Origin of the sequence: Microbacterium sp. ARD32, from assembly GCF_031844385.1 — a bacterium.
Lineage (GTDB): Bacteria > Actinomycetota > Actinomycetes > Actinomycetales > Microbacteriaceae > Microbacterium.
The window spans coordinates 1,186,567-1,201,583 of the sequence record NZ_JAUZVD010000001.1; the positions used below are offsets into that span (position 1 = coordinate 1,186,567).

17 protein-coding genes and 2 tRNA genes are annotated in these 15,017 nt (G+C 70.6%); 11 read left to right on the plus strand and 8 right to left on the minus strand.

Annotated features, from left to right (window positions below):
• Positions 1 to 20: 20 nt before the first annotated feature.
• Genes dinB through Q9R19_RS05580 form a run of 3 tightly spaced genes read left to right on the plus strand, consistent with a single transcriptional unit; the run spans position 21 to position 2,195 of the window.
• Entirely contained in the window at positions 21 to 1,274 is a 1,254-nt protein-coding gene (gene dinB / locus Q9R19_RS05570) for a DNA polymerase IV (protein ID WP_311255334.1), read from the plus strand.
• Between the two features lie 38 nt (positions 1,275 to 1,312).
• The gene (locus tag Q9R19_RS05575; RefSeq protein WP_311255335.1) at positions 1,313 to 1,630 is read left to right on the plus strand and encodes a hypothetical protein; all 318 of its coding nucleotides are present in this window, start codon (positions 1,313 to 1,315) and stop codon (positions 1,628 to 1,630) included.
• Positions 1,614 to 2,195 carry a hypothetical protein gene (locus Q9R19_RS05580; protein WP_311255336.1) on the plus strand — a complete coding sequence of 194 codons (582 nt, stop codon included), beginning with the start codon at positions 1,614 to 1,616 and terminating at the stop codon, positions 2,193 to 2,195. Before Q9R19_RS05575 ends, Q9R19_RS05580 begins: the two co-directional genes overlap by 17 nt.
• Positions 2,196 to 2,228: 33 nt before the next feature.
• On the opposite strand, the gene Q9R19_RS05585 is transcribed toward Q9R19_RS05580, so the two are convergent.
• The 5 genes from Q9R19_RS05585 to orn form a co-directional block, all read right to left on the minus strand.
• Positions 2,229 to 2,717 (minus strand): DUF2017 family protein, encoded by a 489-nt coding sequence (locus Q9R19_RS05585; protein WP_311255337.1) that lies wholly within the window; start codon positions 2,715 to 2,717, stop codon positions 2,229 to 2,231.
• Positions 2,714 to 3,004 carry an ATP-dependent Clp protease adapter ClpS gene (clpS, locus tag Q9R19_RS05590; RefSeq protein WP_311255338.1) on the minus strand — a complete coding sequence of 97 codons (291 nt, stop codon included), beginning with the start codon at positions 3,002 to 3,004 and terminating at the stop codon, positions 2,714 to 2,716. Before clpS ends, Q9R19_RS05585 begins: the two co-directional genes overlap by 4 nt.
• Positions 3,001 to 3,345 (minus strand): metallopeptidase family protein, encoded by a 345-nt coding sequence (locus Q9R19_RS05595; protein ID WP_311255339.1) that lies wholly within the window; start codon positions 3,343 to 3,345, stop codon positions 3,001 to 3,003. The genes clpS and Q9R19_RS05595 overlap by 4 nt, the downstream gene beginning before the upstream one ends.
• A gap of 88 nt (positions 3,346 to 3,433) precedes the next feature.
• A tRNA-His gene (locus Q9R19_RS05600) sits at positions 3,434 to 3,509 on the minus strand.
• Between the two features lie 36 nt (positions 3,510 to 3,545).
• Complete coding sequence (gene orn, locus Q9R19_RS05605; protein WP_311255340.1) at positions 3,546 to 4,172, minus strand: oligoribonuclease; 627 nt, start codon at positions 4,170 to 4,172, stop codon at positions 3,546 to 3,548.
• Positions 4,173 to 4,220: 48 nt separating this feature from the next.
• On the opposite strand from orn, the gene Q9R19_RS05610 reads away from it, so the two are divergent.
• A tRNA-Arg gene (locus tag Q9R19_RS05610) sits at positions 4,221 to 4,292 on the plus strand.
• A 2-nt stretch (positions 4,293 to 4,294) separates the two neighbouring features.
• Here Q9R19_RS05610 and Q9R19_RS05615 read toward each other — a convergent pair.
• Positions 4,295 to 4,558: a hypothetical protein gene (locus tag Q9R19_RS05615; protein WP_311255341.1), complete on the minus strand. Its 264-nt coding sequence runs from the start codon at positions 4,556 to 4,558 to the stop codon at positions 4,295 to 4,297.
• A 67-nt stretch (positions 4,559 to 4,625) separates the two neighbouring features.
• On the opposite strand from Q9R19_RS05615, the gene Q9R19_RS05620 reads away from it, so the two are divergent.
• On the plus strand, positions 4,626 to 5,528 hold the full coding sequence (locus Q9R19_RS05620; RefSeq protein WP_311255342.1) for an alpha/beta hydrolase: 903 nt from the start codon (positions 4,626 to 4,628) through the stop codon (positions 5,526 to 5,528).
• On the opposite strand, the gene Q9R19_RS05625 is transcribed toward Q9R19_RS05620, so the two are convergent.
• Positions 5,500 to 5,973 carry an Lrp/AsnC family transcriptional regulator gene (locus Q9R19_RS05625; protein WP_311255343.1) on the minus strand — a complete coding sequence of 158 codons (474 nt, stop codon included), beginning with the start codon at positions 5,971 to 5,973 and terminating at the stop codon, positions 5,500 to 5,502. The two genes, Q9R19_RS05620 and Q9R19_RS05625, sit on opposite strands and share 29 nt — an antisense overlap.
• Positions 5,974 to 6,137: 164 nt before the next feature.
• Between Q9R19_RS05625 and pdhA the strand changes: the two genes are divergently transcribed.
• Genes pdhA through Q9R19_RS05640 form a run of 3 tightly spaced genes read left to right on the plus strand, consistent with a single transcriptional unit; the run spans position 6,138 to position 9,632 of the window.
• Positions 6,138 to 7,250: a pyruvate dehydrogenase (acetyl-transferring) E1 component subunit alpha gene (gene pdhA, locus Q9R19_RS05630; RefSeq protein WP_311255344.1), complete on the plus strand. Its 1,113-nt coding sequence runs from the start codon at positions 6,138 to 6,140 to the stop codon at positions 7,248 to 7,250.
• 1 nt (position 7,251) lies between these two features.
• Positions 7,252 to 8,271 (plus strand): alpha-ketoacid dehydrogenase subunit beta, encoded by a 1,020-nt coding sequence (locus tag Q9R19_RS05635; RefSeq protein WP_311255345.1) that lies wholly within the window; start codon positions 7,252 to 7,254, stop codon positions 8,269 to 8,271.
• Positions 8,268 to 9,632 carry a dihydrolipoamide acetyltransferase family protein gene (locus Q9R19_RS05640; protein ID WP_311255346.1) on the plus strand — a complete coding sequence of 455 codons (1,365 nt, stop codon included), beginning with the start codon at positions 8,268 to 8,270 and terminating at the stop codon, positions 9,630 to 9,632. The genes Q9R19_RS05635 and Q9R19_RS05640 overlap by 4 nt, the downstream gene beginning before the upstream one ends.
• A gap of 56 nt (positions 9,633 to 9,688) precedes the next feature.
• Here the strand turns inward: Q9R19_RS05640 and Q9R19_RS05645 are convergent, their stop codons facing one another.
• On the minus strand, positions 9,689 to 10,282 hold the full coding sequence (locus tag Q9R19_RS05645; protein WP_311255347.1) for a TetR/AcrR family transcriptional regulator: 594 nt from the start codon (positions 10,280 to 10,282) through the stop codon (positions 9,689 to 9,691).
• Between the two features lie 97 nt (positions 10,283 to 10,379).
• Between Q9R19_RS05645 and Q9R19_RS05650 the strand changes: the two genes are divergently transcribed.
• Genes Q9R19_RS05650 through Q9R19_RS05660 form a run of 3 tightly spaced genes read left to right on the plus strand, consistent with a single transcriptional unit; the run spans position 10,380 to position 15,015 of the window.
• Entirely contained in the window at positions 10,380 to 11,933 is a 1,554-nt protein-coding gene (locus Q9R19_RS05650) for a carboxyl transferase domain-containing protein (RefSeq protein WP_311255348.1), read from the plus strand.
• Between the two features lie 5 nt (positions 11,934 to 11,938).
• Positions 11,939 to 13,855: a biotin carboxylase N-terminal domain-containing protein gene (locus Q9R19_RS05655; protein ID WP_311255349.1), complete on the plus strand. Its 1,917-nt coding sequence runs from the start codon at positions 11,939 to 11,941 to the stop codon at positions 13,853 to 13,855.
• Complete coding sequence (locus Q9R19_RS05660) at positions 13,852 to 15,015, plus strand: acyl-CoA dehydrogenase family protein (protein ID WP_311255350.1); 1,164 nt, start codon at positions 13,852 to 13,854, stop codon at positions 15,013 to 15,015. Before Q9R19_RS05655 ends, Q9R19_RS05660 begins: the two co-directional genes overlap by 4 nt.
• Positions 15,016 to 15,017: the final 2 nt, after the last annotated feature.

The following is a 15,017-nucleotide window of genomic DNA, read 5'->3' on the forward strand; positions in this document are numbered from 1 at the left end:
CGCTCGGGGACAATGGAGGGATGGGACGCGGAGACGGATCGGGACGGCTCGTCTCGCCGGAGGGCGCTGATGACACCGGCACCGGCATCCTGCACGTCGACATGGACGCGTTCTACGCGTCGGTCGAGATCCTGCACGACCCGTCGCTGCGCGGCCTGCCGCTGATCATCGGCGCACCGGACGGCCGCTCGGTGGTCTCCAGCGCCTCCTACGAGGCGCGCCGCTTCGGCGTGCGCAGCGCCATGCCCGTCTCGCAGGCCCTGCGGCTGTGCCCGCACGCCCGCGTCGTGCCGCCCGACTTCACGAAGTACCGCGCCGCATCCGACGCCGTCATGCAGGTGTTCCACAGCGTGACTCCGCTGGTGGAGCAGCTGTCGATCGACGAGGCGTTCCTCGACGTGCGCGGCGTGCGCCGGCTGTGGGGGAGTCCTGGCCGGATCGCCGAGCTCCTGCGGCGGCGGGTGCGCGCCGAGGTGGGCATCACGTGCAGCGTGGGGGTCGCGGCCACCAAGCACGTGGCGAAGATGGCATCCACCATCTCCAAGCCCGACGGCATGCTGATCGTGCCCGGCGCCCGCACGCAGGAGTTCCTGGACCCGCGGCCGGTCGGTGCGATGTGGGGAGTGGGGCCGAAGGCGGCCGAAGCGCTGGAGCGTCGTGGCATCCACCTGATCCGCGACATCCGCGAGACGCCTGCCGAGGCGCTCGCGCGCGCCGTCGGCCCCGCCCTCGCAGAGCGCATGCAGCAGCTCGCGCGCGGAGAGGACGCCCGCACCGTGCAGACCGAGCGCGTCGAGAAGAGCGTCGGCCACGAGGAGACGTTCGACCGCGACATCACGGATCCCGAGCTGCTGCGCGCCGAGCTGCTGCGGCTGGCCGACCGCGTCGGCTCGCGCCTGCGATCGAGCGGCTGGCAGGCCGGCGCGGTGGCGATCAAGATCCGCTTCGCCGACTTCTCCACGTTCAGCCGCACGCAGTCGCTCCCCGAACCCACCGAGGTCGGTCAGCGCATCGGCGAGACGGCCGTGGCACTGTTCGATCGCATCGCACGACGCGATCCGGTGCGCCTGGTGGGCGTGCGCGCCGAGAAGCTCCTCCCCTCCGGCGCGGGAGCGCTCGCCCTGTGGGACGACGATGCGGATCGGCGCAGGCTGGAGGGAGCGCTCGACGACGCGCGAGCGCGGTTCGGCGTCGGGACGATCACGCGGGCCAGGCACGTGGGCCGCGCCGCCGATCGTTCCGGGGGAGAGCCCCGGTCGTTCGGGAGGGAATGAGCGTCGCGAGCGGCGGCCCGCTCGGCTAGCGTGGAGGGATGCCGAACATCGCTGTCGAACTCGGGAATCAGGCCTCGTCGCTGGGAGCCAGGACCGCTTACGGTGACCCCATCGAGGTGGACGGGATCAGCGTCACGCCGGTCGCGCTCACCGTCGCCGGCTTCGGCGGGGGCACCGCCGATCAGGGCGAGGGCGGAGGGGGCGGCGGGATGACGGTCCCACTCGGCGTCTACATGCGCCGCGAGGAGGGGCTGCGATTCGAACCGAACCCGATCGTGCTGCTGGCGGTCGCGGTGCCGTTCGTCTGCGTGCTCGGTCGCGCGCTCACGCGCATCATCCGTGCACTCAAGAAGTAGCGACCCCTTCGGCGCGGCGCTGGCCGCAGCCGTCGACCGCATCCGCGCGGCCGTGCTCGACGAGCGGACGTCGAACCCGGTGATCCTGATCGATGGACGAAGCGGAGCGGGCAAGAGCAGCCTCGCCGCACGCCTGATCGAGGCGTGGCCGCTGCACACACCCGTGCAGCTGCTGGCGCTCGACTCGATCTACCCGGGGTGGCCGGGGCTCGCACAGGGCGCGCAGACGGCGCTCGACGACGTGCTCGTGCCGCACGCGCGCGGGGCGCGGGGAATGTGGCGCCGCTGGGATTGGGAGCGTGCAGCGCAGGCCGAGGCGCATTCCGTCGACCCGGCGCTGGGGCTGATCGTGGAGGGCTGCGGTGCGCTGACGCCGGCCTCCGCGCGCCTGGCGGATGTCACGGTGTGGGTCGACGGACCGCCGGAGGCCCGGCGCACCAGGGCGCTGGGCCGCGACGGCGACGGGTTCCGTGCGCACTGGGACATGTGGGCGGCGCAGGAGGACGCGCACATCGCCGAGCACGCCCCTCAGCGCCTCGCCGGGATCGCGGTGCGCACGCCGTAGCGGTTGCTCACACTCCGCAGCGGCTGCGGCTGCTCATACTCCGTCGTGACGGTCGGCCAGCTGCACGAGCAGCTCGAGCCGGTAGCCCAGCCAGTCGTAGGCGCCGAACCGCAGGTCGTCGGCGGCGTGCGCGTCGGTGCCGTCGATGCCCAGTCGCGTGGCCAGGACCAGCCTGATCGCGGCCAGAGTGCGCAGCCAGCTGTCGAGCTCGGAGCGCGGGATGCGCAGCGACACCGCCGTGACCCCGGAGCCGTGATCCGCTGCGGGCCGTGCCCCGAGCAGCGCGGTGCGCACCACGGCGGCATCCGCGACGCGACGAGCGGTGAGGTCGTCGCGGGTGCCGCGTCGACACTCCGCGGCAGCGGCGCCATCGTCGGGGTACGGATCCGGGGCGAGCCGCTCCAGTGCCTCGTCCTGCGCATCGGCATCCGTCGCCAGCAGGTCGAGGAAGTCCTCCACGACGGACAGCAGGTACCTGGCCTCCATGTCCGCGAGGTCGACCGGCAGTCCGTCCGCGGTCACTGGCCGGCCTCCTGCACCGTGGCCCACAGGCCGAACCCGTGCATCGCCTGCGCGTGCACCTCCATGGTCTCGCGGGGGCCGGTTGCCACCGTCGCCCGCCCCTCGTTGTGCACGGCCAGCATCAGCCGGTTCGCCCGCTCGGGCGAGTAGCCGAAGTACGTGCGGAAGACGCGGGCCACGTAGGTCATCAGGTTGACCGGGTCGTCCCACACGATCAGCTGCCAGGGCACCAGCGGCGCCGACACCAGCTGCTCGTCCTCGACGGGGGCCAGGGCGGGCGAGCTCATGCCCACCCCAGCTCGTGCAGCTGCTCGTCGTCGATGCCGTAGAAGTGCGCGATCTCGTGCACCAGGGTGGTGTGGATCTCCTCTCGCAGCGCGTCGACGTCCTCGCACGCGGACAGGTGCGCGTGCCGGTACACGATGATGCGGTCGGGCAGCTCGCCCATGCCGTACTGGCCGCGTTCGGTCAGCGCGAACCCCTCGTACAGGCCGAAGAGGTCCTCGCCGCCCTCGGGCGCGTCCTCCACGACGAACACGACGTTGTCGAGACCGTCGACCATGTCGTCCGGAAGCCTGTCGAGCTCGTCGACCACGAGCCGTTCGAACTCCTCGGCATCCATCTGCATACCTCGATGCTATCCAGCGCGCGAAGGATCGGCGCTGATGGAACCGAACGAGAGAGGGCCCCGGCGCGATGGCGACGGGACCCCCTGTTGGGGTGGCTAACGGGGCTTGAACCCGCGACCCCCGCGACCACAACGCGGTGCTCTACCAACTGAGCTATAGCCACCATGTGCCCGCCGGAGCAGGCAACTCCACGAGTCTATTACATGTCTGCGCTGAACTTTGACACGACCGAGGCGGACAGCTCGCGAGCCGCGTCCGAGCTCGGACCGGGCTCATCGACGAAGACCGCCCGGCGGTAGTACTGCAGCTCGCGGATCGATTCCAGGATGTCGGCCAGTGCGCGGTGACCGCCGTTCTTCTCCGGCGCCGCGAAGAACACGCGGGGATACCAGCGGCGGGACAGCTCCTTGATGCTGGACACGTCGACGTTGCGGTAATGCAGGTGCTGATCGATGCGCGGCATGTACTTGGCCAGGAACATCCGATCGGTGCCGATCGTGTTCCCGGCCAGCGGTGCCCTGCGCTCGAGAGGGACGAAGCGCTTGATGTACTCGAGCGTGAGCGCCTCGGCCTCGGCGAGCGGCACGCCGCCGTCGAGCTCTTCGATCAAGCCGGAGGCGCGGTGCATCTCGGTGACGAACTCGCCCATGTTCGCCCGTGCGACAGCGCTGGGCGCGATCACGATCTGGAAGCCCGGGTCGAGGGGGCGCAGCTCGAAGTCGGTGACGACGACCGCGATCTCGACGAGCTCGTCGACCGCGAGGTCGAGGCCGGTCATCTCGCAGTCGATCCAGACGAGCCGATCGTTCTCAGACGCAGAAACCATGCCTCGATCTTATCGACGGGTCCGACACGGTAATCTGGGGAGCATCCCGCCTCCTTAGCTCAGAGGAAGAGCATCGGCTTTCTAATCCGTTGGTCGCAGGTTCGAATCCTGCAGGGGGCACCTCAGAACCGCAGTGCGGCGACCGCATCCTCGGCGTCCCAGAACTCGCCCACCAGCCGGAAGACGCCGGACGGCAGGTGCAGGCGCTCGGCGCGGTAGCGGATGCCGAGCGGGTCGGCGACCACCCGGAGGTGCCCGCGGATGCCTCCGCGCGCGTCGATCACCCGCCACAGGCGGTCGCCGGCGCGCTCCAGTCGTTCGCTGCGCGAGCGCAGCGCCGGGGTGCTCCACCGCAGTGCGGGGAGTGCATCGGAGATGGTGTCCATGGTGTCTCCCTTCATCCTTCGAACATAAGGACGGCCACCGACATCGCGTACCCGTAGACTCGAGGCCATGTCCGCAGCCTCGCCGTACGCCGCCCGACTCGGGAAGATCCCCATCGAGCGACGCGAGGTCGAGGCGCTGGGATCCGTCACGGCGTACTGGGTCTACGGTCCCGCGGACGAGGAGGCTCCGACCGTCATCTCGGTGCACGGATTCCGCGGTGACCATCACGGCCTTGAGCCGGTGATCGCGTATCTGCCCGGCGTCCGCGTGATCTCACCCGACCTGCCGGGGTTCGGCGAGACGCCGCCGATTCCCGGCCGCGACCACGACCTGGGCCTGTACTCCGGATGGCTCACGGCGTTCGCTCGCGCCGTGGCCCCGGATGCCGTGATCCTCGGCCACTCCTTCGGATCGATCGTCTCGTCAGCCGCCGTGGCAGGCGGGCTGCGCACACCGCGCCTGATCCTGATCAACCCGATCGGCGCTCCCGCGCTCGAGGGCCCGAAGGGCGTGCTCACGCGCCTGGCCGTGCTGTACTACGGGCTGGGCGCGCGGCTGCCGCAGCGGATCGGCACGGCGCTGCTGCGGCATCCGTTCATCGTCCGCATCATGAGCATCGCGATGGCGAAGACCCGCGACCCCGCCCTGCGCCGCTTCGTGCACGACCAGCACGACCGCTACTTCTCGCGCTTCTCCGACCGCGATGTGCTGCACGACGCGTTCGTCACGAGCGTCTCGCACGACGTGCGCGCCTTCGCGGGTGTGATCGACGCGCCCACGCTGCTGATCGCGGCGCAGCGCGACGACATCACTCCGATCGAGGCGGAACGGCGCCTGGCGCGGATGTTCCCCGATGCCGAGCTCGTGGAGATCGCCGAGGTCGGCCACCTGATCCATTACGAGACGCCCGCCGAGGCGGCGGGCGCTGTTCGCCGGTTCCTCAGGCTTCCCTTCGCGCCAGGCCGATGAGGCCGGCCACTCGGAAGGGGATCACCTCTCCCATCGCCAGTGAGGTCTCCGTGCGCTCCACGCCCTCGATCGACAGGATGCGGGCATCCGTGTCGAACAGATGACGGGCATCGCGGCAGGCGACGCGCGCGAGCAGATCGATCGAGCCGCTCAGGCCGTGCGCCTGCACCACCTCGGGCACGCGCGAGAGCTCGGCGATGATCCGGGGGAGCTCGGTCTGCCGCAGCCCGATGCTGATGAACGCCTGCAGCGGGAACCCCAGCACCTCGGTGGAGTAGGAGCGCTCGTACGACTCGAACACGCCGGTGCGCTCCAGACGCGCCATGCGCGCCTGGATGGTGTTGCGCGACAGCCTCAGGCGCTCGGCGAGCGCGACGACGGTGATGCGGGGATCCTCGGCGAGGGCGGTGAGCAGTTCGAGATCGACGCGATCAAGGGAGGGCATAGTGCCACACGATATCAGGGCCGAGCGGATGCCTTCTGCGCAACATGCTCAGCATGCGCACGCATGCTTGAGCGAGGTGTCATGTCGACGTAGCCTTCCAGTAAGCCGACGGAGCCGTCGGACTCGTGCACGCCCCACAAGGGCCCCACGCAAGGAGGACGCCGATGTCACCGCACATCTCACCGATCGCCGACACGGAGAGCGATCTCGAGCTCGCCGAGCGGATCATCGCGCCGGACGGTACGCGGGTGGCGAACCCGCAGCTGGACGGGTACATCCAGGACGTCGACTTCTCCGTCCTGAGGGACCTGCATCGCGACATGGTCGTGCTCCGGCGCATCGACACCGAGGGCGTGGCGCTGCAGCGCCAGGGACAGCTCGGCCTGTGGGCGCCCTGCAACGGCCAGGAGGCCACGCAGATCGGCACCGCCCGCGCGCTGGACGAGCGGGACTTCGTCTTCCCCAGCTACCGCGAGACGGGTGTGATGTACAGCCGCGGTGCCGATCCGGGTGACTACGTGCGCATGTGGCGAGGCGAGGAGGGCGCAGCCTACGACCCGGCCGCGCTGCGGATCGCCCCGCTGCAGATCATCATCGGCGCGCAGACCCTGCACGCGGTGGGCTACGCCATGGGCATCCAGCACGACGGCGCCGACGAGGTGGCCGTGACCTACTTCGGCGACGGCGCCACCAGCCAGGGCGACGTCAACGAGGCGATGGTCTTCGCGGCGTCCTTCCGGGCGCCGGTCGTGTTCGTGTGCCAGAACAACCACTGGGCGATCTCGGAGCCGGTCGGGCTGCAGTCGCAGTTCCCCCTCGCCGGTCGCGCGCCAGGATTCGGCATCCCGAGCCTGCGGGTGGACGGCAACGACGTGCTGGCGTGCCTGGCCGCCATGCGCTGGGCGCTCGAGCACGCGCGCTCCGGGCAGGGCCCTGCCTACGTGGAGGCGGTGACGTACCGGATGGGTCCGCACACCACCGCGGACGACCCCAAGCGCTATCGCGACGACGCCGAACTGGAGAAGTGGCGTCGACGCGACCCGATCGCGCGTCTGGAGGCGCATCTGCGTGCTGCCGGCGAGCTCTCCCAGGAGCATCTCGACGCGGTGCAGGCTCAGGCCGACGAGGCCGCTCGTCAGATGCGCGCGGCGTGCCTGGGCATGGTCACCCGTCCGGCGCTGGACGTGTTCGATCGCGTGTACGCCGAGCCGCACTCCGCCCTGGAGCGCGAGCGCGCCGAGTACGCGGCGTACCTGGCGAGCTTCGAGGAGGCGTGAGATGACGCAGCTGACATTGGGCAAGGCCCTGAACGCCGGCCTGCGTCGCGCGATGCAGGACGATGAGAAGGTCGTGCTGCTCGGCGAGGACATCGGCACCCTCGGCGGCGTGTTCCGCATCACCGACGGGCTGAAGGGCGAGTTCGGCGCTCAGCGGGTGATCGACACTCCGCTGGCGGAGTCGGGCATCGTCGGCGCGGCGGTCGGCCTCGCCTTCCGCGGGTACCGGCCCGTCGTGGAGATCCAGTTCGACGGCTTCATCTATCCGGCGTTCGACCAGATCGTCTCGCAGGTCGCCAAGCTGCACTACCGCACGCAGGGACGCGTGAAGATGCCGATCACCATCCGGGTCCCGTGGGCAGGGGGCATCGGGGCGGCCGAGCACCACTCCGAGTCGCCCGAGGCGTATTTCGTGCACACCGCGGGTCTGCGGGTGATCGCGGTCTCCGATCCGCAGGACGCGTACCGCTGCCTGCGGCAGGCGATCGCCAGCGACGATCCCGTGCTCTTCTTCGAGCCCAAGCGTCTTTACCACCACAAGGGCGAGGTCGAGCTGGACGCGCCGCTGGCCGATGCGCCGCCGATGGGCCTCGCCCGCGTGCTGCGGTCGGGCACGGATGCCACCGTGATCACCTACGGTGCGATGGTGCACACCGCGCTCGACGCCGCCGCGGCCGCCGAGGACGAGGGCATCTCGCTGGAGGTCGTCGACCTGCGATCCCTGTCGCCGGTGGATTACGAGACGGTCACCGCGTCGGTGCGCCGCACCGGGCGGGTGGTGGTCGCGCACGAGGCCTCGCGCGAGGCCGGGGTCGGCGCGGAGATCATCGCGAGCATCACCGAGTACTGCTTCGAGTACCTCGAGGCTCCGCCGCTGCGCGTGACGGGTCACGACATCCCGTACCCGCCGGCGAAGATGGAGAGGTTCCATCTGCCCGATCTGGACCGGATCCTGGATGCCGTGGACCGGGTGCTCGACCGGCCCAACAGCCTCACGAAGACGACGGAGGGACAGTCGTGATCGAGGAGTTCCGTCTTCCCGACCTGGGCGAGGGCCTGACCGAGGCCGAGGTCGTGCAGTGGCTGGTGGCGCCGGGCGACCCGGTGACTCTCAACCAGACGCTCGCCGAGGTGGAGACGGCCAAGGCCGTGGTCGAGCTTCCCTCGCCGTACGAGGGCACCGTCTCGGCTGTGCACGCCGACGCCGGTGACACGGTGGCCGTCGGAGCGCCGCTGATCGCCTTCGAAGTGGCCGGCCCAGATCCGGACGAGCCGGCGCCCGCCGCGGATGGCGAGCAGAAGGCGCAGCCGAATCTCGTCGGCTACGGAGCGGCGCCGAGCGACGGAGGCCGTCCCGCACGTCGCGCGCGCCGCGGTTCGGCGGCCGTCGCGGATGCGGAGGACTCCGCCGTGATCGCAGCTGCTCCGCACGACGCGCTGCCGCCGAGTGCGGCCGAGCCCGTGGTGGGGGAGCGGCCGCGCTCCACGCCGCCGGTCCGGGCGCATGCGAAGCGACTCGGCGTGGACATCGCGCTGGTCGCCGCGGAGATCGGCGATCGGGTCGTCACCCGCGCCGATGTGGATGCCTACGCCGACCGCGTGGGCGCGACCGAGCAGCCTGGAACCGGTCAGCGGCAGACACCCGCAGGATCGCCGTCGTTCGCACCGGAGGTCTCAGGCGACCGCCTCCAGACCCGCATCCCCATCAAGGGAGTGCGCAAGGCGACGGCGCAGGCCATGGTGCGCAGCGCCTTCACGGCCCCGCACGTCACCTGCTTCCACACGGTCGACGTGACCGCCACGATGCAGCTGATCGAGCAGCTCCGCGCCGACCGCTCGCTCTCCGAGCACCGGATCGGACCGCTCGTGCTGATCGCGAAGGCGGTGTGCCTGGCGCTCGGGCGCAATCCGTCGCTGAACGCCACCTGGGACGAGGAAGCCGGCGAGATCGTCCAGAACCACTTCGTGGACCTCGGGATCGCGGCGGCCACCGAGCGTGGGCTGATCGTGCCGGTCATCCGTGACGCCGAGCGCCTTCCGCTGACCGGTCTGGCCGACGCCCTGACCCGACTGACGCAGACGGCTCGCTCCGGGCGCACCAGCCCTGCCGAGCTTGCCGGGGGCACGTTCTCGATCACCAACATCGGCGTGTTCGGCATCGATGCCGGCACTCCGATCCTGCCGCCGGGTCAGTCCGGGATTCTCGCCGTCGGCGCCGTGCGCCGCCAGCCGTGGGAGCACGACGGTGAGATCGCGCTGCGCCAGGTGATGACGCTGAGCGTGTCGTTCGATCATCGTCTGGTCGACGGCGCGGAGGGATCGCGATTCCTGAAGGACGTCGCAGATCTGCTCGAGCAGCCCGGGCGCGCGATGCTGTTCTGAGGCTCAGCCCGAAGAGCCGAGGCCCTGGATGAGCCGAGACTCGGGCGAGCCAGTGCTCAGCCCTGGGCGAGCAGCGCGGCCAGTGCCATCCCGCTGAGCACGTGAGCGGTGTCGACGCGTGCCCGCAGTGCGGCGCTCGTGCTGTGCGGAGTGGAGTTCAACAGGCCGAAGCAGGCCTGCACGCGCAGCCGCAGGCTGTCGCGGTCCTCGTCGATGAGTGCGGCCAGCGCATCGATCCACAGCTCGATGTACGCGCGCTGCAGCCGGCGCACGTCGGCCCGCGCCTCGTCGGTGAGGTAGGCGATGTCACGATCCTGCACCCGGATCACCTCGGCGTTGCCGAGCGCGAATCGCACGTGGAACGCGATCAGTGCCTCCATCCGCTCGCGCGGAGATGCTGCCGCCGACGACACGTCCAGTCCGCCGGCGACGAGACGTTCGCTCACCCCGATCAGCAGCGCCCCGAGCAGGGCCTGCTTGCCCGCGAAATGCCGGTAGACGGCCGGACCCGAGACGCCGACGGCTGCGCCGATCTCCTCCAGGCTCACGCCGGGGTAGCCGCGCGCGGCGAACAGCTCCGCCGTGGCGGACAGGATCGCGTCGGTGCGCTCCGCCTTGGCGCGCTCGCGGGCGGTTCCGGGCGTTGTCATTTCGGTTAATCCTCGCTAACCTGAATTGTCGGGTTAGTGAACACTAACCAATTCAGAGCGAAATATCAGCACTGATGGTGAGTCGAGGAGGACCACGATGGCTCTCACCCAGCACGAACTGGCCGCAGAGCTGCGCCAGCGCCTCGCCACTGCGGCGCTGGGCGGTCCTGAACGCTCCCGCGAACGTCACGTGTCGCGCGGCAAGATGCTGCCGCGCGACCGCGTCACGCGCCTGATCGACGAGGGCAGCCCGTTCCTGGAGGTCGCTCCGCTGGCCGCAGACGGGCTGTACGGGGGCGAGGCGCCCGGCGCGGGTGTGATCGCGGGCATCGGCCTGGTGCACGGCCGGCACGTGATGGTGGTCTGCAACGATCCGACCGTCAAAGGCGGCACGTACTTCCCACTCACCGTCAAGAAGCATCTGCGCGCGCAGGAGATCGCCCTGGAGAACCGGCTGCCCTGCCTTTACCTGGTCGACTCCGGCGGTGCCTTCCTGCCCAAGCAGGACGAGGTCTTCCCCGATCGCGACCACTTCGGGCGCATCTTCTTCAATCAGTCGCGCATGTCGGCGGAGGGCATCCCGCAGCTGGCCGCGGTGCTGGGGTCCTGCACCGCGGGTGGCGCCTACGTGCCGGCGATGAGCGATGAGACGGTGATCGTGCGGAACCAGGGAACCATCTTCCTGGGTGGTCCGCCGCTGGTGAAGGCGGCGATCGGCGAGGTCGTCACGGCGGAGGAGCTCGGCGGGGGAGAGCTGCACGCCCGTCGCTCGGGCGTCGTCGATCACCTCGCCGAGGATGACGAGCACGCCCTCGAGATCCTGCGCGACATCGTCGCCACGCTGCCGAAGCCCGCCGCGCCCGCGTGGGATGTCGTCGCCTCCCGCGCTCCGGCGCAGATCGGCAGCCTGTACGACGCGGTCCCGGTCGACGTGAACGCGGCCTACGACGTGCACGAGGTCATCGACCGGCTCGTCGACGCCGAGAGCTTCACCGAGTTCAAGCCCGAGTACGGAACCACCCTGGTCACCGGGTTCGCGGTGCTGCACGGGCATCCGATCGGCATCGTGGCGAACAACGGCGTGCTGTTCAGCGAGTCGGCGCTCAAGGGCGCGCACTTCATCGAGCTGTGCGATCAGCGCGGCATCCCGCTGCTGTTCCTGCAGAACATCACCGGCTTCATGGTGGGCCGGGATGCCGAGGCGGGCGGCATCGCCAAGGACGGCGCCAAGATGGTGACGGCCGTCGCGACCACCCGCGTGCCCAAGCTCACCGTGATCATCGGCGGATCGTTCGGCGCGGGTAACTATTCGATGTGCGGACGGGCGTACTCGCCGCGGTTCCTGTGGACCTGGCCGGCCAGCCGCATCTCGGTGATGGGCGGGGCGCAGGCCGCGTCCGTGCTGGCGACCGTCAAGGAGGACCAGCTCGCAGCCCGAGGAGAAGGGTGGACCTCCGACGAGCGCGCGGAGTTCGAAGCCCCGATCCGCCGGCAGTACGAGGACCAGGGCGAGCCCTACTACGCGACCGCCCGCCTCTGGGACGACGGCATCGTCGACCCCGATCAGACCCGCGACCTGCTGGGCCTCGCGCTCGACGTCGTCTCCCGCAGCCCCCTGCCCGAACCGCGCTTCGGCGTCTTCCGGATGTGATGCACATGATCTCCACGGTCCCTGAGCTCGACGGCGGCTTCGACGCCGTCCTCGTCGCCAATCGCGGCGAGATCGCACGACGCGTCATCCGCACCCTGCGCGAGCTCGGCATCCGCAGCGTCGCCGTGTACAGCGATGCGGACGCCGACGCTCCGCACGTGCGCGAGGCCGACGATGCCGAATGGATCGGCGGCGCCGCGGCGACCGATTCGTACCTGCGGGTGGACGCCATCATCGACGCCGCGCGCCGCGCCGGTGCGCAGGCGATCCATCCCGGCTACGGCTTCCTGTCCGAGAGCGTCGCGCTGGCGCAGGCGTGCGAGGACGCCGGCATCGTGTTCATCGGCCCGCACGTGCGCGCGCTGGAGATCATGGGCGACAAGGCTCGCGCTCGCGACCATGTCTCGCAGCACGGCGTGCCCGTGGTGCCGGGCTTCAACGCGGTCGGCCTGGATGACGCGCAGACCCGCGCCCGCGCCGACGAGGTCGGGTACCCGCTGCTGGTCAAGCCGAGCGCGGGTGGCGGCGGCAAGGGCATGGAGGTTGTGCGCAGCGGCGACGAGCTCGCTGCGGCGCTGGCAACCGCCCGGCGGGTCGCGATGGCCTCGTTCGGTGACGACGCGATGGTGCTGGAGCGGCTCGTCGAGCGTCCTCGTCACATCGAGGTGCAGGTCTTCGGCGACACGCACGGTACCGTGATCGCTCTCGGAGAGCGAGAGTGCACGCTGCAGCGCCGCCACCAGAAGGTGATCGAGGAGGCTCCGGCGGCCCACCTGCCCGACGCCGTGCGACAGCGGCTGCTCGAGGCGGCCGTCGCCGCGGCGAAGAGCGTCGACTACGTGGGCGCCGGCACCGTGGAGTTCCTCGTCGAGGCGGATTCCGTCGACGACATCTTCTTCATCGAGATGAACACCCGACTGCAGGTGGAGCACCCGGTCACCGAGGAGGTCACCCGTCTCGACCTGGTCGCGCTGCAGGTGCGGGTGGCGGCGGGCGATGAGCTTCCGGAGCCGCCCGAGGTGCGTGGCCACGCGGTGGAGGCCCGGGTGTACGCGGAGTCTCCCGAGCGCGGTTTCCTGCCCTCCACGGGGCGCGTGCTGCTGTTCGATGCGCCCCTCGACGTGCGCGTGGACGCCGCTGTGGAGACCGGCTCCGAGGTGACCGGGTTCTACGACCCGATGATCGCGAAGGTCATCGCGTTCGGGCCCGACCGCCAGACCGCGCTGCGCCGACTGGATGCCGCGCTCGCCCGCACCGCCGTGCTGGGCGTGGAGACCAACATCGCCTTCCTGCGCGCTCTCTGCGGACATGAGCGCGTGATCTCGGGAGACCTGGACACCGGGCTCATCGACACGATGCTGCCGTTCCCCGCGGCCCAGCCCACCGAGGCGATGCTCGCGGCCGCAGCGCACGCGCTGACGCCCGCGCGCCCGGCCGGGGCAGCGGCTCTCTGGAGCACGCTGCCCGGATGGCGGATCGGCACGCCGCAGCCGGCACCGCGCGCGTTCTTCCTCACCGACGAGGATGCCGTGGCGGAGGCGCCGGCCGCTTTCACGCACGGCATCCCGACGGCGCAGGACGGCGACGGCGCGGTGTGGGTGTTCGCCGACGGCGTGACGATGCGGCTGCGTCCGCTGTCGCGCCGGGCGCGCATGCAGCGCCGGCTGGCGGAGCAGGAGCGGGCGTCGGGACCACGCGACCCGGAGGGCCGCGCGCCCATGCCGGGAGCGGTCGTCGCGGTGCACGTCGCCGACGGCGACAGCGTGCACGAGGGCGACCCGCTGGTCTCGATCGAGGCGATGAAGATGGAGCATCCGGTGCTCGCGCCGCACGACGGCACGGTGCACCTGCTGGTCGCGCTCGGCGACCAGGTGCGGCGCGACCAACCGGTCGCGCGCGTCAGCGAACAGGAGACAGCATGACCGACGACCTCAGCAGCATCGGCCTCAACGAGGAGCAGCGCGAGCTCGCCGCGATGGTGCGCGACTTCGCCGACCAGGTCGTGGCGCCGCAGGCCTACGAGGCCGACCGCACGCACACGCTGAACCTCGACGTCGTCCGCCAGATGGGGGAGCTGGGCCTGTTCGGCCTGCCCTTCTCAGAGGAGTACGGCGGGCAGGGCGGGGACTACCTGGCCCTCGGCCTCGCCATCGAGGGACTGGCCCGTGTCGATCAGTCCATCGCCATCACGCTCGAGGCCGGCGTCAGCCTGGGCGCGATGCCGATCTACCGGTTCGGCACCGAGGAGCAGAAGCAGGAGCACCTGCCCTCGCTGCTGACCGCGGAGCACCTGGCGGGCTTCGGCCTGACCGAGCCGGAGGCGGGCAGCGACGCCGGCGCGACGCGCACCACCGCGCGGCTCGAGGACGGCGAGTGGGTCATCGACGGCTCCAAGCAGTTCATCACCAACTCGGGCACCGCGATCACCCGCTTCGTGACCGTGACCGCCGTGACCGGTGTGAACGACGGACGCAAGGAGATCTCCACGATCATCGTGCCCAACGGCACGCCAGGCTTCACCGTGGAGCCCGCGTACGACAAGGTCGGCTGGAACGCGTCGGACACGCACCCGCTCACCTTCCAGGGGGCGCGGGTCCCCGAGGAGAATCTGCTGGGAGCGCGCGGCAGCGGGTTCAAGAACTTCCTCAGCATCCTCGACGAGGGCCGCATCGCGATCGCCGCGCTCGCGACCGGAGCGGCGGAGGGATGCCTGGAGGCGGCCGTCGACTATGCGAAGAAGCGCACCGTCTTCGGCGCGGCGCTCAGCACGCGCCAGAACGCGCAGTTCACCCTGGCGCGCATGCGCGCGCGTGTGCACACGGCACGCCTCGCCTGGCACCACGCCGCCCGCCTGCGCGACGCCGGCAGGCCGTTCGCGGAGCAGGCCGCGATCGCCAAACTCGTCTCCGGAGACGCGGCGATGGACAACGCGCGCGATGCGACGCAGATCTTCGGCGGCAACGGGTTCATGAACGAGTACCCGGTCGCCCGGCACTACCGTGACTCGAAGATCCTGGAGATCGGCGAGGGCACCACCGAGGTGCAGCTGCTGGTCATCGCCCGCGGGCTGGGCCTGGCGTAGGG

Bases quoted from the DNA above. Each gene is read 5' to 3' on its own strand.
- Q9R19_RS05655 (WP_311255349.1), top strand. From the start codon at position 11,939: ATGATCTCCACGGTCCCTGAGCTCGACGGCGGCTTCGACGCCGTCCTC.
- clpS (WP_311255338.1), bottom strand. From the start codon at position 3,004: ATGAGCTCGCCCGCCCTGGCCCCCGTCGAGGACGAGCAGCTGGTGTCG.
- Q9R19_RS05660 (WP_311255350.1), top strand. From the start codon at position 13,852: ATGACCGACGACCTCAGCAGCATCGGCCTCAACGAGGAGCAGCGCGAG.
- Q9R19_RS05645 (WP_311255347.1), bottom strand. From the start codon at position 10,282: ATGACAACGCCCGGAACCGCCCGCGAGCGCGCCAAGGCGGAGCGCACC.
- Q9R19_RS05615 (WP_311255341.1), bottom strand. From the start codon at position 4,558: ATGGACACCATCTCCGATGCACTCCCCGCACTGCGGTGGAGCACCCCG.
- dinB (WP_311255334.1), top strand. From the start codon at position 21: ATGGGACGCGGAGACGGATCGGGACGGCTCGTCTCGCCGGAGGGCGCT.
- Q9R19_RS05620 (WP_311255342.1), top strand. From the start codon at position 4,626: ATGTCCGCAGCCTCGCCGTACGCCGCCCGACTCGGGAAGATCCCCATC.
- Q9R19_RS05650 (WP_311255348.1), top strand. From the start codon at position 10,380: ATGGCTCTCACCCAGCACGAACTGGCCGCAGAGCTGCGCCAGCGCCTC.
- orn (WP_311255340.1), bottom strand. From the start codon at position 4,172: ATGGTTTCTGCGTCTGAGAACGATCGGCTCGTCTGGATCGACTGCGAG.
- Q9R19_RS05575 (WP_311255335.1), top strand. From the start codon at position 1,313: ATGCCGAACATCGCTGTCGAACTCGGGAATCAGGCCTCGTCGCTGGGA.
- Q9R19_RS05595 (WP_311255339.1), bottom strand. From the start codon at position 3,345: ATGCAGATGGATGCCGAGGAGTTCGAACGGCTCGTGGTCGACGAGCTC.
- Q9R19_RS05625 (WP_311255343.1), bottom strand. From the start codon at position 5,973: ATGCCCTCCCTTGATCGCGTCGATCTCGAACTGCTCACCGCCCTCGCC.
- Q9R19_RS05635 (WP_311255345.1), top strand. From the start codon at position 7,252: ATGACGCAGCTGACATTGGGCAAGGCCCTGAACGCCGGCCTGCGTCGC.
- pdhA (WP_311255344.1), top strand. From the start codon at position 6,138: ATGTCACCGCACATCTCACCGATCGCCGACACGGAGAGCGATCTCGAG.